The organism is Bradyrhizobium sp. UFLA05-153, assembly GCF_054185185.1.
Map to the genome: position 1 here is coordinate 70,326 of NZ_JBBIAM010000032.1, position 17,806 is coordinate 88,131.

15 protein-coding genes are annotated in these 17,806 nt (G+C 64.4%); 7 read left to right on the forward strand and 8 right to left on the reverse strand.

Annotation, left to right across the window (positions count from 1 at the left end):
- Positions 1 to 11: 11 nt before the first annotated feature.
- From Q2941_RS20585 to Q2941_RS20605, 5 genes are all read right to left on the reverse strand, one after another.
- Complete coding sequence (locus Q2941_RS20585; protein WP_027521302.1) at positions 12 to 1,031, reverse strand: branched-chain amino acid ABC transporter permease; 1,020 nt, start codon at positions 1,029 to 1,031, stop codon at positions 12 to 14.
- A gap of 2 nt (positions 1,032 to 1,033) precedes the next feature.
- Positions 1,034 to 1,912, reverse strand: a complete 879-nt coding sequence (locus Q2941_RS20590) for a branched-chain amino acid ABC transporter permease (RefSeq protein WP_458193559.1) — start codon at positions 1,910 to 1,912, stop codon at positions 1,034 to 1,036.
- A gap of 13 nt (positions 1,913 to 1,925) precedes the next feature.
- Positions 1,926 to 2,639, reverse strand: coding sequence for an ABC transporter ATP-binding protein (locus Q2941_RS20595; RefSeq protein ID WP_254109166.1), 714 nt, complete (start codon positions 2,637 to 2,639; stop codon positions 1,926 to 1,928).
- The gene (locus Q2941_RS20600; protein WP_254102943.1) at positions 2,636 to 3,433 is read right to left on the reverse strand and encodes an ABC transporter ATP-binding protein; all 798 of its coding nucleotides are present in this window, start codon (positions 3,431 to 3,433) and stop codon (positions 2,636 to 2,638) included. The genes Q2941_RS20595 and Q2941_RS20600 overlap by 4 nt, the downstream gene beginning before the upstream one ends.
- A gap of 66 nt (positions 3,434 to 3,499) precedes the next feature.
- A complete protein-coding gene (locus tag Q2941_RS20605; protein ID WP_254109164.1) occupies positions 3,500 to 4,366 on the reverse strand; it encodes an IclR family transcriptional regulator in 867 nt (288 codons plus the stop codon).
- A 131-nt stretch (positions 4,367 to 4,497) separates the two neighbouring features.
- Between Q2941_RS20605 and Q2941_RS20610 the strand changes: the two genes are divergently transcribed.
- From Q2941_RS20610 to pimD, 5 genes are all read left to right on the forward strand, one after another.
- The gene (locus Q2941_RS20610; RefSeq protein WP_458193560.1) at positions 4,498 to 6,594 is read left to right on the forward strand and encodes a 3-hydroxyacyl-CoA dehydrogenase NAD-binding domain-containing protein; all 2,097 of its coding nucleotides are present in this window, start codon (positions 4,498 to 4,500) and stop codon (positions 6,592 to 6,594) included.
- Between the two features lie 223 nt (positions 6,595 to 6,817).
- Positions 6,818 to 8,503: a dicarboxylate--CoA ligase PimA gene (gene pimA / locus Q2941_RS20615; protein WP_458193561.1), complete on the forward strand. Its 1,686-nt coding sequence runs from the start codon at positions 6,818 to 6,820 to the stop codon at positions 8,501 to 8,503.
- Positions 8,500 to 9,687 carry an acetyl-CoA C-acyltransferase gene (locus tag Q2941_RS20620; RefSeq protein WP_458193562.1) on the forward strand — a complete coding sequence of 396 codons (1,188 nt, stop codon included), beginning with the start codon at positions 8,500 to 8,502 and terminating at the stop codon, positions 9,685 to 9,687. The genes pimA and Q2941_RS20620 overlap by 4 nt, the downstream gene beginning before the upstream one ends.
- A gap of 154 nt (positions 9,688 to 9,841) precedes the next feature.
- The gene (gene pimC, locus Q2941_RS20625; protein WP_254109160.1) at positions 9,842 to 11,032 is read left to right on the forward strand and encodes a pimeloyl-CoA dehydrogenase large subunit; all 1,191 of its coding nucleotides are present in this window, start codon (positions 9,842 to 9,844) and stop codon (positions 11,030 to 11,032) included.
- Between the two features lie 172 nt (positions 11,033 to 11,204).
- Positions 11,205 to 12,347, forward strand: a complete 1,143-nt coding sequence (gene pimD, locus Q2941_RS20630; protein ID WP_458193563.1) for a pimeloyl-CoA dehydrogenase small subunit — start codon at positions 11,205 to 11,207, stop codon at positions 12,345 to 12,347.
- Between the two features lie 223 nt (positions 12,348 to 12,570).
- Here pimD and Q2941_RS20635 read toward each other — a convergent pair whose 3' ends face one another.
- A complete protein-coding gene (locus Q2941_RS20635) occupies positions 12,571 to 13,446 on the reverse strand; it encodes a hypothetical protein (RefSeq protein WP_458193564.1) in 876 nt (291 codons plus the stop codon).
- A gap of 2 nt (positions 13,447 to 13,448) precedes the next feature.
- Positions 13,449 to 14,807: an MBOAT family O-acyltransferase gene (locus Q2941_RS20640; RefSeq protein WP_458193565.1), complete on the reverse strand. Its 1,359-nt coding sequence runs from the start codon at positions 14,805 to 14,807 to the stop codon at positions 13,449 to 13,451.
- A gap of 307 nt (positions 14,808 to 15,114) precedes the next feature.
- Here Q2941_RS20640 and glpK point away from each other — a divergent pair, with 307 nt between their 5' ends.
- Both glpK and Q2941_RS20650 read left to right on the forward strand, forming a co-directional pair.
- The gene (glpK, locus tag Q2941_RS20645; protein WP_458193566.1) at positions 15,115 to 16,617 is read left to right on the forward strand and encodes a glycerol kinase GlpK; all 1,503 of its coding nucleotides are present in this window, start codon (positions 15,115 to 15,117) and stop codon (positions 16,615 to 16,617) included.
- 7 nt (positions 16,618 to 16,624) lie between these two features.
- Entirely contained in the window at positions 16,625 to 17,218 is a 594-nt protein-coding gene (locus tag Q2941_RS20650; protein ID WP_458193567.1) for a GNAT family N-acetyltransferase, read from the forward strand.
- Positions 17,219 to 17,362: 144 nt separating this feature from the next.
- Here the strand turns inward: Q2941_RS20650 and Q2941_RS20655 are convergent.
- On the reverse strand, positions 17,363 to 17,806 hold a 444-nt coding region (locus tag Q2941_RS20655; protein WP_458193568.1), incomplete at its 5' end, for an IS630 family transposase.

Below are 17,806 nucleotides of genomic sequence, written 5' to 3' on the forward strand. Positions count from 1 at the left end.
CTTTAGACGTTTCAGTTCTTCTTGAGTTTGCCAATCAACTGTTGGCTGACGATCGCAACCTGCCTTGCGCCATGCGGCACCAGGAAGATGACGAGGAACAGGAGCACGCCGAACACTGCGCCGGAGAGGCCTTTTGAGATGCTTTCCGCCATGTTCGGCACGAAGATGATGAAAGCGGCGCCGACGAACGAGCCGGGCAGCCAGCCGACGCCACCGACGACCATGCCGAGGAACAGCGAGATCGCGAGCGTGATGGTGTAGCTGTCGGGTGCGACGAACTGCACCGCGATGGCGCTGAGGCCGCCGGCGACACCGGTGATGCCGGCGGACACGCCGAAGGCCAGCGTCTTGTAGAGAGCGACGTTGACGCCCATTGAGGATGCCGCGATCTCGTTGTCGCGGATCGCCATGAAGGCGCGGCCCGAGCGGGAGCGCAAGAGATTCACCGAGAAGATGTAGATCGCGAGCGTGACGACGAGCGTGAAGTAATAGAGCCACATGTCCTGGCCCATCGGCAGGCCGAACGGGGCGTCCGGCTTGGTGACGACGAGCCCCTGTACGCCGCCGGTCCAGTGCTCGAGGAAGTTCAGCTTCAGAAGCTGCGGCATGGCGGTGGCGAGCGCAAACGTCGCGAGCGCGAGATAGACGCCGGAGAGCCGCAGCGCCGGCTGGCCGAACAGGAAGCCGAAGCCGAAGCAGATCACGCCGGCGACCGGCAGCGTGAGCGCATAGTTGACGTTGAACTGCTCCATCAGCACCGCAGTGACATAGGCACCGACGGCGTAGAACGCGCTCTGGCCGAGTGAGAACTGGCCGCTCCCGCCGGTGAGAATGTTCAGCGCCAGCACTGCGAGCCCGTAGATCAGGAGCATCGTCAGCTGGAAGATGATGAAGTTCTTGGCGAACAGCGGAACGATCAGGAGTACTGCGAGCACCACCAGCGAGGTGGTCGTGCTCAGCGTCATGGCCCGCTTCGGAACTGCCTCGACCGCCTCGTGGCCTTCGGCAACGACTTCTTCTGCTGCGCTCATGATCAAACTCGCTTGACGATGTGCCGGCCGAACAGGCCAGCGGGTTTGACGACCAGGACGGAAATGATCAGCGCGAGCGCGATCGGGAGCTTCAGCTCATTGCCGACGCCGGGGATGTAGGTGCCGGCGAGGTTCTCGAAGATGCCGACCAGGAAGCCGCCGACCACCGCGCCGAACGGGCTCGACAGGCCGCCGAGCACGGCCGCGGCAAAGCCGTAGATCAGGACGCCGCCCATCATGTTGGGCTCGAGAAATACCACCGGGGCGATCAGCATGCCGGCGATCGCGCCGATCGCCGATGCCATGCCCCAGCCGAGCGCGATCATCCAGCTCGTGTTGATGCCGACGAGCCGCGCCGATTCAGGCAGCGAGGCAGCTGCCCGCATCGCGAGGCCGATTCGAGTGTACTGGAAGAAGAAGAACAGGCCAACCAGCAGCAGCAAGGTGACGCCGATCATGCCGGCCTGGTGGGTCGAGATGAGCTGGCTGCCGAGGAACGGCGAGGAGCCGAACGGGGTCGGATATTGCTTGATGGTGAAGTCCCAGATCAGGCCGGCCGAGGAGTTGATGATGGCAAACAGCGCGATGAAGCCGGCGACGTTGGTCAGGATCGGCGCCTTGGCGAGCGGCTTGAACAGGATGCGCTCGATCGCGATGCCGCCGACGAAAGCGAACGCCAGCGTGATCACGAAGGCGGCCCAATAGGGCACACCCCATTGCATCAGCTGCCAGGAGATGAAGGTCGCGAACATCGCCATCTCGCCCTGCGCGAAGTTGAGATGGTCGATCGCCTGGTAGATCATGACCACTGCGAGCGCCATGCAGGCATAGATCGCGCCGGTCGCAATCCCGGCCAGGATCTGGTTGGTGAAAAGCTCCATCGTCCCGGCTCCCTCAGTAACCCAGATAGGATTTGCGGATGTCCTCGTTGTTCGCGATGTCCTTGGCGTTACCCGACATCACGATGCGGCCGGTCTCGATCACATAGGCCTGGTCGGCGAGCTCGAGCGCGAGCTGGGCGTTCTGCTCGACCACCAGGATCGTGACCTTGTCTTCGCGGTTGATCTTGCCGAGGATCTTGAAAAGGTCGCGTACGACCAGCGGCGCAAGTCCGAAGGACGGCTCGTCCAGCAGCATCAGGCGCGGCCGCAGCATCAGCGCACGGGCAACCGCGAGCATCTGCTGCTCGCCGCCCGAGAGCGTGCCGGCCTGCTGGGTGTGCCGCTGCTTGAGGACCGGGAAATGCGCATACATGCGCTCGATGTCGGTGACGATGCCTGCATTGTCCTTGCGGGTGATGGCTCCGAGTTGAAGATTTTCCTCCACCGTCATGTTGGTGAAGGTGCCGCGGCCCTGCGGCACATGCGCGATGCCGAAGCGCACGATGTTCTCGGTCGAACGGCTGGCGAGCGGCTTGCCGTCGAACTCGATCGCACCGGTGGAACGCACCATGTTGCAGATCGCGCGCAGCGTCGTGGTCTTGCCGGCGCCGTTGGCCCCCAAGAGCGTGGTCAGCGAGCCCTCGTTGAGCGAAAAGGACAGGCCGTGAAGGGCCTGCACCTGGCCGTAATAGGCGCGCAGGTCCTTGACGTTGAGCAGCATCGTCATTGGTCCTTGCTCCCGAGGTAGGCCTTGATGACGTCGGGATCCGCCTGCACCTGGGCGGGCGTGCCTTCCGCGAGCTTCTTGCCGAAATTCAGCGCCACGACATGGTCGGCGATCGACATGACGAGGCCCATGTGGTGCTCGACCAGCAGCACGGTCATGTGGCGGTCGTCGCGGATGCGGCGGATGAGGTCGCCGAGCACGTAGACCTCTTCATGGTTGAGACCGCCGGCCGGCTCGTCGAGCAGCAGGATTTTTGGATCAGCCGCCAGCGCCCGCGCCAGCTCGACGCGCTTCTGCGTACCGAAGGGCAGGCCAGAGACGGTGGTGTGAGCGACGTCCTCGAGGTCGAGATAGGCGAGGATCTCGTGCACCTTCTTGTTGACGCTCGACTCACTGCGGCGAACCCAGGCGAGGCGAAGCGAGTCGCTGATGATGTCGCTGGAGGTGCGCGCATGCGTGCCGACGCGCACATTGTCCATCACTGACAGGTTGGGGAACAGCGCCACGTTCTGGAAGGTGCGGCCGATGCCGATCTCGGCGATCCGGTGCGGCGGGCGCGTCAAAATGCTCGCGCCTTCCAGCAGGATGTCGCCGGACGAGGGCTGGTAGAGCCGCGAGAGGCAATTGAACAGCGTGGTCTTGCCGGCACCGTTGGGGCCGATCAATCCGAGGATCTGGCCCTTGTGCATGTCAAAAGACACGCCGTTGAGCGCGACGATGCCGCCGAACACGACGCTGACGTCGCGAACCGCGAGCAGAGGAGAATTCCCCTGCGCGAGCTGTACCTGCGTCATCTCGTCTCGCCTACACCGTTGAGTGGGCCGGAGGGCGACACGAAGCGCCCTCTGCAACGACGATGGCTATCTGATCCCCTCGGCCACACGTGCAACTTTTCCTCCTGATTTTAGCTTCTTGCCGGCTTCTTTTTTGAATTGCGGCGCTATTCCGCCGAGCGCCGCTTCGATGTTCCTTACCATCGCCAAGAGACGTGGTCCAATGTCGGTGATCAAACGCTCTTCCGTGAAACGGAATGCGGGCGCGCCGCAATTGAACGCGTAGGGTCCGGTTCCGTCGTTCAGCCTGAGTGCGACGCCCGCGGCGCCGATGTCGTCGTGCCAGTCGCCGACTGAAATCGCAAAGCCGTATTTCGCGACCGTCTCGCCGGAACGCTCCAACCCGTCGCGCAATTTCGGCCAGCGGCTGCCGTAGTGTTCGCGCAGGTCGCGCAGGAGCGAAGCGCGCTCCTCTTCGTCGAGCGCCCAGAAATAGGCGCGGCCCATCGCGCTGGTTGCAATCGGCACGCGGGAGCCGACGTCAAGTTGAACGCCGACCGTTTCGCTGCCCCGGCTCTGCCCGAAATAGATCATGCTCTGGCGGTCGCGACCGCCGACCGCGACCGCGCCGCCCGTGGCGCGCATCACTTCCTCGCGAAACGGCTCGGACAGGTGTCGAATGCCGAGATTGGCCAGCGCCGCGTAACCGAGCGCCAAGGCGGCGGGCGCGAGCTGGTACTTTTCGAAGCGGGGAACCGGTGTAAGATAACCGAGTTTCGTCAACGTATAAGTCAGCCGCGACACGGTTGGCTTGGGCAAATTCGTGCGGGCCGCGATCTCCTGATTGCCGAGAAGCCCGTCGTTGGGTTGGAATGCGCGCAATACATCGAGCCCGCGGGAAAGCGCGACGACGAAGTTCCGATCGGTCGCTGGTTTCTTTCCTGTACGCTTCATCCCTGATCTGCTTCTTGCGCGGAGTCGTTGACAAGGCTCGTGCTTCAAAATAACCCTGCCGTCAAGATGCGGAATTAAATTCCGCACCGCGAAATTGAAACAAAAGTAAATCCTTAACTGGAGGGTATGCCGTGAGCGAAGTGGTCAAGCTTGAGCGTCATGACGAGATCGGGGTCGTCACGGTCAATAGCCCTCCGGTAAATGCGCTCAGTGCGGCCGTCCGCGGCGGAATCCTGGAATGCGTCAAGCAGGCGGTCGCCGATCCCGCCATCAAGGGCATCGTGCTGACCTGCGCCGGCCGCACCTTCATCGCCGGCGCCGATATCACCGAGTTCGGCAAGCCGCCGAAGCCGCCCGCGCTCAACGACGTGCTCTCGGAGATCGAGAATTCGCCCAAGCCCGTCGTCGCCGCGATCCATGGCACCGCGCTCGGCGGCGGTCTCGAGGTTGCGCTTGCCTGTCATTTCCGCGTGGCGACGAAAGAGGCAAAGCTCGGCCTGCCCGAGGTGAAGCTCGGTCTCCTGCCCGGCGCCGGTGGCACCCAGCGTCTGCCGCGAGCGGTCGGCCCGGAGCTCGCGGTCAGGATGATCGTCGGCGGTGATCCGATCGGCGCGGCGGAAGCGCTGAAGAACGGCTTGATCGAGGAGATCGTCGAAGGTCCGGCGGCCGGCGGCGAAGCCTTCGTCCGCAAGCTGCTCGCCGAGAAGCGTCCCTTGCGGCGCCTGCGCGACGACGACAGCAAGATCGCGGCTGCCAGGGCCGATCGCTCGATCTTCACCAACGCGGTCGCCGCGATGACTAAGAAGTCGCGCGGCCTGGAAGCGCCGTTCGCCGCCGCGGACGCCGTTGGCTATGCCATCGACCTGCCGTTCGACGAGGGCCTGAAGAAGGAGCGCGAAGGCTTCCTCAAGCTCCTCACCAGCGACCAGTCCAAGGCGCAGCGCTACGCCTTCTTCGCCGAGCGCGAGGCCAACAAGATCGCCGGCGTGCCCGAGGGCACCAAGTCGCGTCCCGTCGAGCGCGTCGCCATCCTCGGCGCGGGCACCATGGGCGGCGGCATCGCGATGTCCTTTGCCAATGCCGGCATCCCCGTGACCCTGATCGAGACCGGCGAGGAGCAGCTCAAGCGTGGCATGGGCATCATGCAGAAGAACTGGGAAGCGACCGCGGCGCGCGGTGGCATCCCGGCGGACGCGCCCGCCAAGCGCATGGCGCTGATCAACGGTGTCGTCGGCATCGAGAATGTCGGCAATGCCGACCTCGTCATCGAGGCCGTGTTCGAGACCATGGCGGTCAAGAAGGAAGTGTTCGGCAAGCTCGACCAATACGTCAAGCCAGGTGCCGTGCTCGCCTCCAACACCTCGTATCTCAACATCGACGAGATCGCGAAGTCCACCAAGCGTCCGCAGGACGTTTTGGGCATGCACTTCTTCTCGCCGGCCAACGTCATGAAGCTGTGCGAGATCGTGCGCGCCGACAAGACCGCGCCGGATGCGCTGGTGACCGCCGTCACCATCGCGCGCAAGATCGCGAAGGTGCCGGCCGTGGTCGGCGTCTGCGACGGCTTTGTCGGCAACCGCATGCTGGCGCAGCGCGGCAAGCAGGCGGAAAAGCTGCTGTTCGAAGGCGCGCTGCCGCAGCAGGTCGACGCCGTCGTGACCAAGTTCGGCATGCCGATGGGGCCGTTCGCGATGGGCGATCTCGCCGGCCTCGACATTGGCTGGCGCTCGCGCAAGGACCGCGGCATCAAGTCGGAGATCGCGGACGCGCTGTGCGAAGCCGGCCGCTTCGGCCAGAAGACCGGCAAGGGCTATTACAAGTATGAAGCCGGCTCCCGCGCGCCGCTGCCCGATCCCGAGGTCGAGAAGCTGATCGACGAGACCTTGCTGCGGCTCGGTCGCAAGAAGCGCGTCGTCAGCGACGAGGAGATCCTCGAGCGCATGATGTACCCGATGATCAACGAGGGCGCGAAGATCCTCGAAGAAGGCATCGCCGCGCGTCCGTCGGACATCGATGTGGTCTGGCTCTATGGCTACGGCTGGCCGATCTATCGCGGTGGCCCGATGTACTGGGCTGACACGGTTGGCCTCAAGCACATCGCCGATCGTTTGTCGGTCTACGCCAAGGAGACCAACGACCCGAGCCTCGAGCCCGCGCCGCTGCTGAAGAAGCTCGCGGCCGAAGGCAAGACCTTCGCCTCGCTCGCAGCCGAGTCGAAAGCGGCGTGATGCAATTGGATCGCGCTGGCCGCGTGAATTTCACGTTCCAGGGGACTCTCTCTCCGTTCCCTCCCCCCTTGCGGGGGAGGGCCAGGGAGGGGGGTAGCCCCGGGCGAGGTCAGCGCTCGTGGCACCCCGTTCCCCAACCCTTCCCCGCAAGGGGGAAGGGAGCTCGGGCAGTGTGCCCACCTCACGCAAAATCGCTGCAGGCCATGCAGAGTAACGAACCTCAATGACCCATCCCGGCGAACAGTTTTATCCCGAAGGCGTGCATTGGGACGACACGATCGTCCAGGGCACGTTGCCTGATCTCCTCTCGAAGGCAGCCGCCGACTTCGGCGCGCGTGCCGCGCTCGAATTCCGCGATCGCCCGATCAGCTACACCGAGCTGGAGGCGATGGCGGAATCGGCCGCCGCTGCCTTCCTGCGCGCCGACTGCAGCAAGGGCTCTTCCGTTGCGCTGTTCCTCGGCAACACGCCGGATCATCCCGTCAATTTCTTCGGTGCGCTGAAGGCCGGCGCGCGCGTCGCGCATCTCTCTCCGCTCGACGGCGAGATCGCGCTCTCGCACAAGGTCCGCGACTCCGGCGCGCGGGTGCTCGTCACCTCGAACCTGGCAGCGCTGCTGCCGACCGCGCTGAAGTTTCTGGAAAAAGGCCTGATCGACCGCCTGGTCGTCTGCGAGGACGATCATTGGGGCAAGGTCGGCACGCCGCAAGCCGCGATCCCCGCCGATCCCAGGATCGTCACCTTCAAGACCTTCGTCGACGGCGCGACCAAGCCGGCGCAGTGGCCTGTCGTCACCGCCGATGACGTCGCGCTGCTGCAATATACCGGCGGCACCACCGGCCTGCCGAAAGGCGCGATGCTCACGCATGGCAATCTCACCTCGGCCGTGTCGATCTACGACGTCTGGGGCAAGCCGGCCCGCGCCGCGCGCGGCAACGTCATCGAGCGCGTGATCTGCGTGCTGCCACTGTTCCACATCTACGCGCTGACCGTCGTTCTCTTGTCCTCGCTCCGCCGCGGCAACCTGATCTCGCTGCACCAGCGCTTCGACGTCGAGGCTGTCATGCACGACATCGAGGTCAAGCGCGCGACCTACTTTCCGGGCGTGCCGACGATGTGGATCGCGATCGCGGCGCTCCCCGATCTCGACAAGCGCGATTTCTCTTCGCTCTCCCTGATCGGCTCCGGCGGCGCGCCGCTGCCGGTGGAGGTGGCGAATTTCTTCGAGCGCAAGGTCGGCAAGAAGCTCAAGAGCGGCTGGGGCATGACCGAGACCTGCTCGCCCGGGACCGGCCATCCGCCGGTCGGTCCGGAAAAGCCGGGCTCGATCGGGTTGATGCTGCCCGGCATCGAACTCGATGTGGTGTCGCTCGATGATCCCACGAAGGTGCTGCCGCCGGGCGAAGTGGGCGAGATCCGCATCAAGGGCCCGAACGTCACCAAGGGCTACTGGAACAAGCCAAAGGAGAGCGCGGAATCCTTTGCCGATGGCCGCTTCCTCACCGGCGACATCGGCTATCGCGACGCGGACGGCTATTTCTTCCTGGTCGACCGCAAGAAGGACATGATCATCTCCGGCGGATTCAACGTCTATCCGCAGATGATCGAGCAGGCGATCTATACGCACCCGGGCGTGCACGAGGTCATCGTCATCGGCATTCCCGACCAATATCGCGGCGAGGCGGCCAAGGCGTTCGTCAAGCTCAAGCCGGATGCCACGTCGTTCTCGATCGACGATCTGCGCGCCTTCCTCACCGGCAAGGTCGGCAAGCATGAATTGCCGGCCGCCCTCGAATTTGTCGATGAGCTGCCGCGCACGCCGGTCGGCAAGCTGTCGCGCCATGAATTGCGCCAGCAGCAGAAACCATCCCAATCCACCCAACAAAGCGCTACAGGAGTCCGCTCGTGACCGACGCCGTCATCGTTTCCACCGCCCGCACGCCGATCGGCAAGGCCTATCGCGGCGCGCTCAACAACACCGAGGGCGCGACGCTGCTCGGTCATGCCATCGGCGAGGCCGTTGCGCGCGCGAAGATCGATCCGAAGGAGGTTGAGGACGTCGTGATGGGCGCCGCCCTCCAGCAGGGCTCGACCGGCGGCAACATCGCGCGCAAGGCGCTGCTGCGTGCCGGTCTGCCCGTCACCGTCGCCGGCACCACCATCGATCGTCAGTGCGCCTCCGGTCTCCAGGCGATCGCGCTTGCCGCGCGCTCGGTGATCTTCGACGGTGTCGAGATCGCGGTCGGTGGCGGCGGCGAGTCGATCTCGCTGGTGCAGAACGACAAGATGAACGCCTTTCACGCCCAGGACCCGGCGCTGCTCAAGATCAAGGGCGAGGTCTACATGCCCATGATCGACACGGCTGAAATCGTGGCGAAGCGCTATGGCATCTCGCGCGAGAAGCAGGATGAGTATTCGCTGGAGAGCCAGCGCCGCACCGCGGCCGCGCAGCAGGGTGGAAAGTTCAAGGACGAGCTCGCGCCGATCACCACCAAGATGGCCGTGACCGACAAGGCGACCGGCGAAGTCTCTTTCAAGGACGTGACGCTCTCTCAGGACGAAGGTCCGCGCCCCGAAACCACCGCCGAAGGCCTCGCCGGCCTGAAGCCCGTGCGTGGCGAAGGCTTCACCGTCACCGCCGGCAATGCCAGCCAGCTTTCGGACGGCGCCAGCGCGTCGGTGATCATGAGCGACAAGGAAGCGGCCAAGCGTGGCCTGCAGCCGCTCGGCATCTTCCGCGGCTTCGTCTCTGCCGGCTGCGAGCCCGACGAGATGGGCATCGGCCCGGTCTTCGCCGTGCCGCGCCTGCTCAAGCGCCACGGGCTCAAGGTCGACGACATCGGTCTGTGGGAATTGAACGAGGCGTTCGCGGTGCAGGTGCTCTACTGCCGCGACAAGCTCGGCATCGACCCCGACAAGATCAACGTCGATGGCGGCGCGATCTCGGTCGGCCATCCCTACGGCATGTCGGGCGCGCGGCTGACCGGTCACGCCCTGATCGAAGGCCGCCGCCGCAAGGCCAAATACGCGGTCGTCACCATGTGCGTCGGCGGCGGCATGGGCGCGGCGGGACTTTTTGAGGTGTTGCAGTAGTTGCTGTCGTCCTGGCGAAGGCCAGGACCCATTACCCCGTGTGTCGCGATGAGGCACGGACGGCAGCCACCGACCGACACGATGACGGCCGGTGGTAATGGATCCTGGCTTTCGCCAGGATGACGAAGAGAAAGAAGCTGGACAGGAGGATCCGATGGATCTCGCATTCACGAAAGAAGAGCAGGCGTTTCGCGAGGAAGTGCGGCAGTTCTTCCGCGACAACGTGCCGCCGGACACGCGCCGCAAGCTGGTCGAAGGCCGCCATCTCTCGAAGGACGAGATGGTGACGTGGTGGCGCATCCTCAACAAGAAGGGCTGGGGCGTCAGCCACTGGCCGAAGCAATATGGTGGCACCGGCTGGACATCCGTGCAGCACTACATCTTCAACGAGGAGCTGCAGTCCTATCCGGCGCCGCAGCCGCTCGCCTTCGGCGTCAGCATGGTGGGCCCGGTGATCTACACCTTCGGCAATGAGGAGCAGAAGAAAAAGTATCTGCCGCGCATTGCCAATGTCGACGATTGGTGGTGCCAGGGCTTCTCCGAGCCCGGCTCCGGTTCGGACCTCGCCTCGCTGAAGACCAAGGCTGAGCGCAAGGGCGACAAGTGGATCATCAACGGCCAGAAGACCTGGACCACGCTCGCCCAGCACGCCGACATGATCTTCTGCCTCTGCCGCACCGATCCGTCGGCCAAGAAGCAGATGGGCATCTCTTTCATCGTCTTCAGCATGAAGTCGAAGGGCGTGACCGTGCGCCCGATCCAGACCATCGACGGCGGCGTCGAGGTCAACGAAGTCTTCTTCGACGACGTCGAGGTGCCCATTGAGAACCTGATCGGCGAGGAGAACAAGGGCTGGGACTACGCAAAATTCCTGCTCGGCAACGAGCGCACCGGCATCGCGCGCGTCGGCGTCTCCAAGGAGCGCATCCGCCGCATCAAGGAGCTGGCGTCCAAGGTCGAGTCCGGCGGCAAGCCGATCATCCAGGATGCTGCCTTCCGCGAGAAGCTTGCGGCTTGCGAGATCGAGCTGAAGGCGCTGGAGCTCACGCAGCTTCGCGTCGTTGCGGATGAGGGCAAGCACGGCAAGGGCAAGCCCAATCCGGCATCCTCGGTGCTGAAGATCAAGGGTTCCGAGATCCAGCAGACCACGACCGAACTGCTCATGGAAGTCATCGGCCCGTTCGCCGCGCCCTACGACATCCACGGCGACGACGGCTCGAACGAAGCCATGGACTGGACCGCGCAGATCGCGCCGAGCTATTTCAACAACCGCAAGGTCTCGATCTACGGCGGCTCCAACGAGATCCAGCGCAACATCATCGCCAAGGCGGTGCTGGGGCTGTGAGAGACGCAACAAACGGTGTCGTCCCCCGCGAAGGCGGGGGACCCAGTACGCCGCGGCGGTCGTGATTACGGCATGCGGTTGCGTTTACTGGATCCCCGCCTTCGCGGGGATGACGTCTGAGGGTGAGGCGACGGCAGGCGAACAGAACCCTGCGTCGATTTTGGAGAGACAGATGGATTTTGATTTGACCGAGGAGCAGCGGCTTCTCAAGGACAGTGTCGACGGTCTCTTGACCGACTCCTACGATTTCGAGAGCCGCAAGAAGTACATGCAGGAGAAGGGCGGCTGGAGCAAAGCCGTCTGGGGCAGGCTCGCCGAGCAGGGCCTCCTGGGCCTGCCCTTCGCGGAAGCCGATGGCGGTTTCGGCGGCGGCGGCGTCGAGACCATGATCGTGATGGAAGCGCTCGGCAAGGCGCTCGTGCTCGAGCCGTATCTCGCAACCGTGGTGATCGGCGGCGGCTTCCTGCGCCATGGCGGCTCGGATGCGCAGAAGGTCGCGCACCTGCCCGGCATCATCGACGGCAGCCAGACGCTCGCCTTTGCGCAGCTCGAGAAGAACTCGCGCTACGACCTCTTCGACGTCGCCACGTCAGCGAAGAAGAAGGGTAGCGGCTGGGTCATCGACGGCGAGAAGTTCGTCGTGCTGAACGGCGAGAACGCCGACACGCTCATCGTCACCGCCCGCACCAAGGGTGATCGCCGCGAGAGAAGCGGCATCGGCGTGTTTCTAGTGCCGGCGAACGCCAAGGGTGTCACCAGGAAGTCGTATCCGACGCAGGACGGCCTGCACGCTGCCGACATCGCCTTGACCGGTGTCGAGGTCGGCGCCGATGCGGCGATCGGCAATCCTGAGGATTCGCTCGCGTTGATCGAGCGCGTCGTCGACGAGGCCCGCGTCGCGCTTTGCGCCGAAGCGGTCGGCCTGATGGATGAATCGCTGAAGACCACCGTCGAGTACATCAAGACGCGCAAGCAGTTCGGCGTCGCGATCGGCTCGTTCCAGTCGCTCCAGCACCGCGCCTCCGACATGTTCGTCGCCGCCGAGCAGGCCCGCTCGATGTCGATGTTCGCGACCATGGCGAACGATTTCGAGGACGCCAAGGAGCGCTCCAGCGCGATCGCTGCGGCCAAGGTGCAGATCGGGAAGTCGCTGAAGTTCGTCGGCCAGCAGTCGATCCAGCTCCACGGCGGCATCGGCATGACCATGGAGGCGAAGATCGGCCACTACTTCAAGCGCCTGACCATGATCGAGAACACGTTTGGCGACACCGAGTATCACCAGCGCCGCGTCGCGGACGCGGGCGGGTTGATCTGACGCACGGAAGCTGTCATTCCCCGCGAAAGCGGGGAATCCAGTACGCTGCGGCTTCTCGGTTCTATCCGCGCCGCCTCTGCGTTACTGGATCGCCCGGTCAAGCCGGGCGATGACGGTCGAACGAGCTGAGCCAGGGAGCCCAGCAAAAATCTCCGTTCGATCTCACCGGCAAGGTCGCAATCGTCTCGTCATCGACGACTGCGTGCCCACCCACGCGATGCAGCTAGCGTTCCGCCAACGCCTTCTCGATCGCGCGCGCGACGATCAGGGCGGAGCGCTCGTCGAGGTGGACGCCATCGGCCCAGCGCAGCTCCGAGAGTGGTGCGTCGATCGCCAGCCATGCGCCTTGATCCGGGAAGGCGTCTTGCACGATCGTCCTGGTCGCCCTGACGGAGCTCGTCGCTTCGATCTCCGGCGAGAACGGAACGGCGATCAGAAAAGCGCGCCCGCCGCGGCGCTCGATCTCGCCGATGAGTTGTTTGATGAGCGTCGCATTGTCCTTGGCGCGGGCAGACGGCTCCTCCGCGTTCATCTCCCCTACGGCGCGCTCGACATAGACGTGGTTGTCGAAGCCGGAGGGCGACTGGCTCAGCAGGTCCTCGCGCTCGGCGCGCGCCTTCGCGGCATCCGGCGGCGCGTGATTAAGGGTCTCAAACGCCGCGATCGCCGTTCGCACCGGACGGAGAAACAACGCGCCCGCCCGTTCGGCACCGGTGAACCGTTCAACCAGCGCGCCGTCGACGGCGCGCGAGAGAACGTTGGTCTCGATCAGGATGATTTTCGGCAGGCGCGGTTGCTTCGCGACGATCTCGAGGCCGGTCACTGGAGAGCCGCCGGCCAGCGCAAGATTGCGTACGCGGGGACGTGAGAAATATTCCTCCTTGAGACGCCAGGTGACCGAGCTGCCGACCAGCACGACGTCAGGCACGGGCTCCCTCACATAACGGTTGAGGGTGATGAGGCTGCCGTCACGGGTCGTGACCGCCGGCTGCTGAAGCGCCGCGCCGATCCATGCCGTCGCAAGACCGCAGGCCAACAGCAGCGCCGCCGCTGTAGCGACGCATCGAACCAGCCATGGAAGTGGCGAGGTCTGCGGCATGGTCAGAACTGGAAATAGATGAAGGCGGCGTCGGGGCCCGCCTCGAGAAAAGCAAGGGCCGCGAGCGCGCCATAGAGATAGGGCTCCCATCGTCGCAGTCGGCCCTCGACGATCGCGCCGATACCGAGATGCTGGATGATCACGGGAAGGCTGTAGAGCAGGGCCAGATTGTAGAACAGCTTCGTCGGATTGGGATTGGTCGTCGGCGTGAACATGCCGTGGAGATAGCCGAGCGCGTGATCGAAGTTCGGCAGCTTGAAGAAGATCCAGAGCATCGTCACGCACAGGAACACGATGCCCATGCGGAGCAGCCGCACGAGTGATCCGGCACTGCCCAGGACCTTCAGAAACGGCCGCTCGATGACGAGCAGAAGCCCGTGCAGCATGCCCCACAGCGCGTAGCTCAGGCTCGCGCCGTGCCAGAGTCCGCCGAGCGTCATCACGATCATCAGGTTGAGACAGGTTCGCACCACGCCCTTTCGGTTGCCGCCTAGCGGGATGTAGAGATAGGTCTTGAGCCAATTGGACAGCGAAATGTGCCAGCGCGTCCAGAATTCGGAGAACGAGGCCGAGATGTATGGCAGGTCGAAATTGACTGGCAGGCGGTATCCGAACAAAAGCCCGAGGCCGAGCGCGATCGCCGAATAGCCGAAGAAGTCGGCATAGATCTGGTAACTGTACAAGAACACCAGCAGCCAGCGGTCCTGCGTGCGCACCATCTCATAGAGCGGAAAGTCCATATAGGACGTCATCTCGTTGAGGTTGTTCGCCACATAGAGCTTGAAGAAATAGCCGGCCAGGATCCATTTGGCCGCCTCCACGAAGGCGACGTCGGCAAGGTGCTTGGGCGCTATCTGCGGCATGAACTGGCCCGCGCGCGTGATCGGGCCGGAGACGAGCTGCGGAAAGAAGATGATGTAGAGGAAGACGTCGCGCAGCGGCGGCGGGCGTTTTTCGCGCGTCAGGTCGACCAGCAGGCTGATGTTGTGGAAGACGAAGAACGAGATGCCGATCGGCAGCGGCAAGCGCAGCAGGAAGTCGACCGGCGCGAATCCGATCGGATGAGCCGAGGCGGCGTCGACGAACAGGAACTTGTACTTGAAGAACGCGAGCAGCCCGAGATTGAAGATGATCCCCGCCGGCATCCACACCGCACGGTTGTCGAACGCCAGCACCAGGCAGACCCAGGTGCCGAGCACCGCAACGAGCAGCAGCGGCAGGAGCTCCGGCTGGCCGAAGCCGTAGAAGAATACGCTCGCGAGCACGAGGAGCTGGACCTGGACGTGGCGCAAGGGCGGCAAATAGTAGGCGCCGAATACGACCGCGACGAAAACGCCGAACTGAAGAGACGTGAAGGTCATGCCGCCCCGTTTGCCGGTCCCGGCAAGTTACACTTTCGCTCCCGCCGTCCTGGGGAATGATCCGGACCCGAAGGGCCCCGTTAGCGCGATGTGCGAAGCGGTTTTCCGAAAAGATCATGCTCAAACAATGACCTAAAGCGCGATAACGATTCATCCAAATCTCATCGCGCTTTAGCCTTGCGGCAGGGCGGGACAGGCGCTTGCTTCGATGGAACAAGGCGGTCTTGACCTTCCCGTCCCAATCCGCTCCCTTTAGCCGCGACACAATAACCCTCCCGGGATACCGGAATCGCCAAGGTCAACATTCATGTCTTTCGTTCTCGCCATCGATCAGGGCACCACCTCCTCGCGTGCCATCGTGTTTCGCAGCGATATTTCCATCGCGGCGAAGGCGCAGCAGGAGTTTCCGCAGCATTTTCCGGCCTCGGGCTGGGTCGAGCATGAGCCGGAGGACATCTGGACCTCGACCGTGATGGTCTGTCGCGACGCGCTCCAGAGCGCCGGCGTCACGGCCAAGGACGTTGCCGCGATAGGCATCACCAACCAGCGCGAGACCACCGTGGTTTGGGACCGCGCCACCGGCCAGGCCGTGCACCGCGCCATCGTCTGGCAGGACCGCCGCACCGCCGATATCTGCTCGAAGCTGAAGGCCGAAGGCCACGAGCCCCGGATCTCAGACAAGACCGGCCTGATCATCGATCCCTATTTCTCCGGCACCAAGGTCGCCTGGATCCTCGACAACGTCCCCGGCGCCCGTGCGCGGGCCGCGCGCGGCGAACTGATGTTCGGCACGGTCGATTGCTACCTGCTCTGGCGGCTCACCGGTGGCAAGGTGCATGCAACGGATGCGACCAACGCCTCGCGCACGCTGCTGTTCAACATCCACACCGGCGAATGGGACGACGAACTGCTCGAGCTCATCGGCGTGCCGCGCTCGATGCTCCCCGAAGTGAAGGATTCTTCCGCCCGTTTCGGCGAGACCACCCCCGACCTGTTCGGCGGCGCGATTCCGATCTGCGGCATCGCCGGCGACCAGCAGGCAGCGACCATCGGCCAGGCCTGCTTCCGCCCGGGCATGATGAAGTCGACCTACGGCACCGGCTGCTTTGCCCTGCTCAACACCGGCACCACGCCGGTGGCCTCGAAGAACAAGCTGCTGACCACCATCGCCTATCAGCTCGGCGGAAAACGCACCTACGCGCTCGAAGGCTCGATCTTCGTTGCCGGCAGCGCGGTGCAATGGTTGCGCGATGGCCTAGGCATCATCAAGCACGCGGCCGAGACCGGCCCGCTCGCCGACCAGTCCGATTCCATGCAGAGCGTCTATCTCGTGCCGGCTTTCGTCGGCATGGGCGCGCCGTACTGGAATCCGCGCGTGCGCGGCGCACTGTTCGGCCTGACCCGCAACACCGGCCCGGCCGAGCTCGCCCATGCCGCGCTGGAAAGCGTCTGCTACCAGACTTTCGATCTCTGGGCCGCGATGCGGGCGGATTGGCCGAGCTCGGAAACGGCGAGCGTGGTCTTGCGCGTCGACGGCGGCATGACCGCCTCGGACTGGACCATGCAGCGTCTTGCCGATCTCCTCGACGCGCCGGTCGACCGCCCGGTGATCCAGGAGACGACGGCGCTGGGTGCCGCCTATCTCGCCGGCCTCAACGCCGGCGTCTATCCCGAGCCGACGCAATTCGCCGACAACTGGCGCCTCGAGCACCGCTTCAAGCCGAGCATGAGCCAGGCGACGCGCGAACGGAAGCTTGCCGGCTGGGCGCGCGCGGTGAAGGGCGTGCTCGCGAGCGACGAGGGAGAGTGAGCGGCGAATGATCCTCCCCGACGGCTATTCGGACGTGCCGAGCGGGAAGATCGCCGCGGTCGTCACGCATCTGGAGATGACCGCGCGGCCGCCGCTGCGCGACGATCCGCTGGGCGCCTGGACGTTGCGCCGAGTCGAGCAACCCGGTCTCGACTGGTTTCGTGCACTCTATGCGCGGGTTGGCGAGGACTGGCTGTGGTTCTCGCGCCTGTGCATGCCGGATGCGGAGCTCGCGGCGATCGTGCAGTCGCCGAGGGTCGAGATCTACGCGCTCGTCGATGATGGCCGCGAAGAAGGCCTGCTCGAGCTCGACTTCCGCGAGGCGGGCCAATGCGAGCTCGCATTCTTCGGCGTCACCGCAAAACTCATCGGCACCGGCGCAGGCCGCTGGCTGATGAACCGCGCGCTCGAACGCGCCTGGTCGCAAGGCGTCAGGCGCGTCTGGGTGCACACCTGCACCTTCGATCACCCCGCGGCGCTCGCCTTCTACCAGCGCTCCGGCTTCCGCGCCTTCTGCCGTCAGATCGAAATCGCCGACGACCCGCGCCTCGATGGCACGGTGCCGCGCACGGCGGCGAGGCAGGTGCCGATCATTGAGTGAGACGTCAGGGACGTTGACGCCGCGTTGAAGGCACCGGACGACGCGCGGCATATCCCCAGCGCAGCGCCGCTGCTGCCAAGCCTGCTCGACGCCGGCCTGTCGAGGTTCGAACCTGATCCGGTTGGCGGCTAAAGCGTGATGGCATTAGGTTCGATAGCCTGAATTTTCGAGGTAGTTCGCGCATTCTCCAGGGGTGAATGCCGTCAGAACTTCACCGATGGCGGCGCAGACCGTATCGACGGTTCGGGCGGCGGCCTTTCGGAGCAGATGTTTGAGCTTGGCAAAGACCTGTTCGATCGGGTTCAGGTCGGGCGAGTATTTTGGCAGGAAGAACAGTTTGGCGCCGGCGGAGCGAATGAGCTGGCGCACGAGCTTGCTTTTGTGGCTGCCGAGATTGTCCATGACCACGATATCGCCAGGGCGAAGGGTCGGCAGAAGAACCTTCTCGACATAAGTCCGAAAGCTTACGCCATCGATTGGTCCCTCGATGAACCATGGCGCATCGATCCGGTCATGGCGCAAGGCGGCCAGGAAGGTCATGGTCTTCCAGCGTCCGTGAGGAACCTTGGCCGGAAGTCTGTGCCCGCG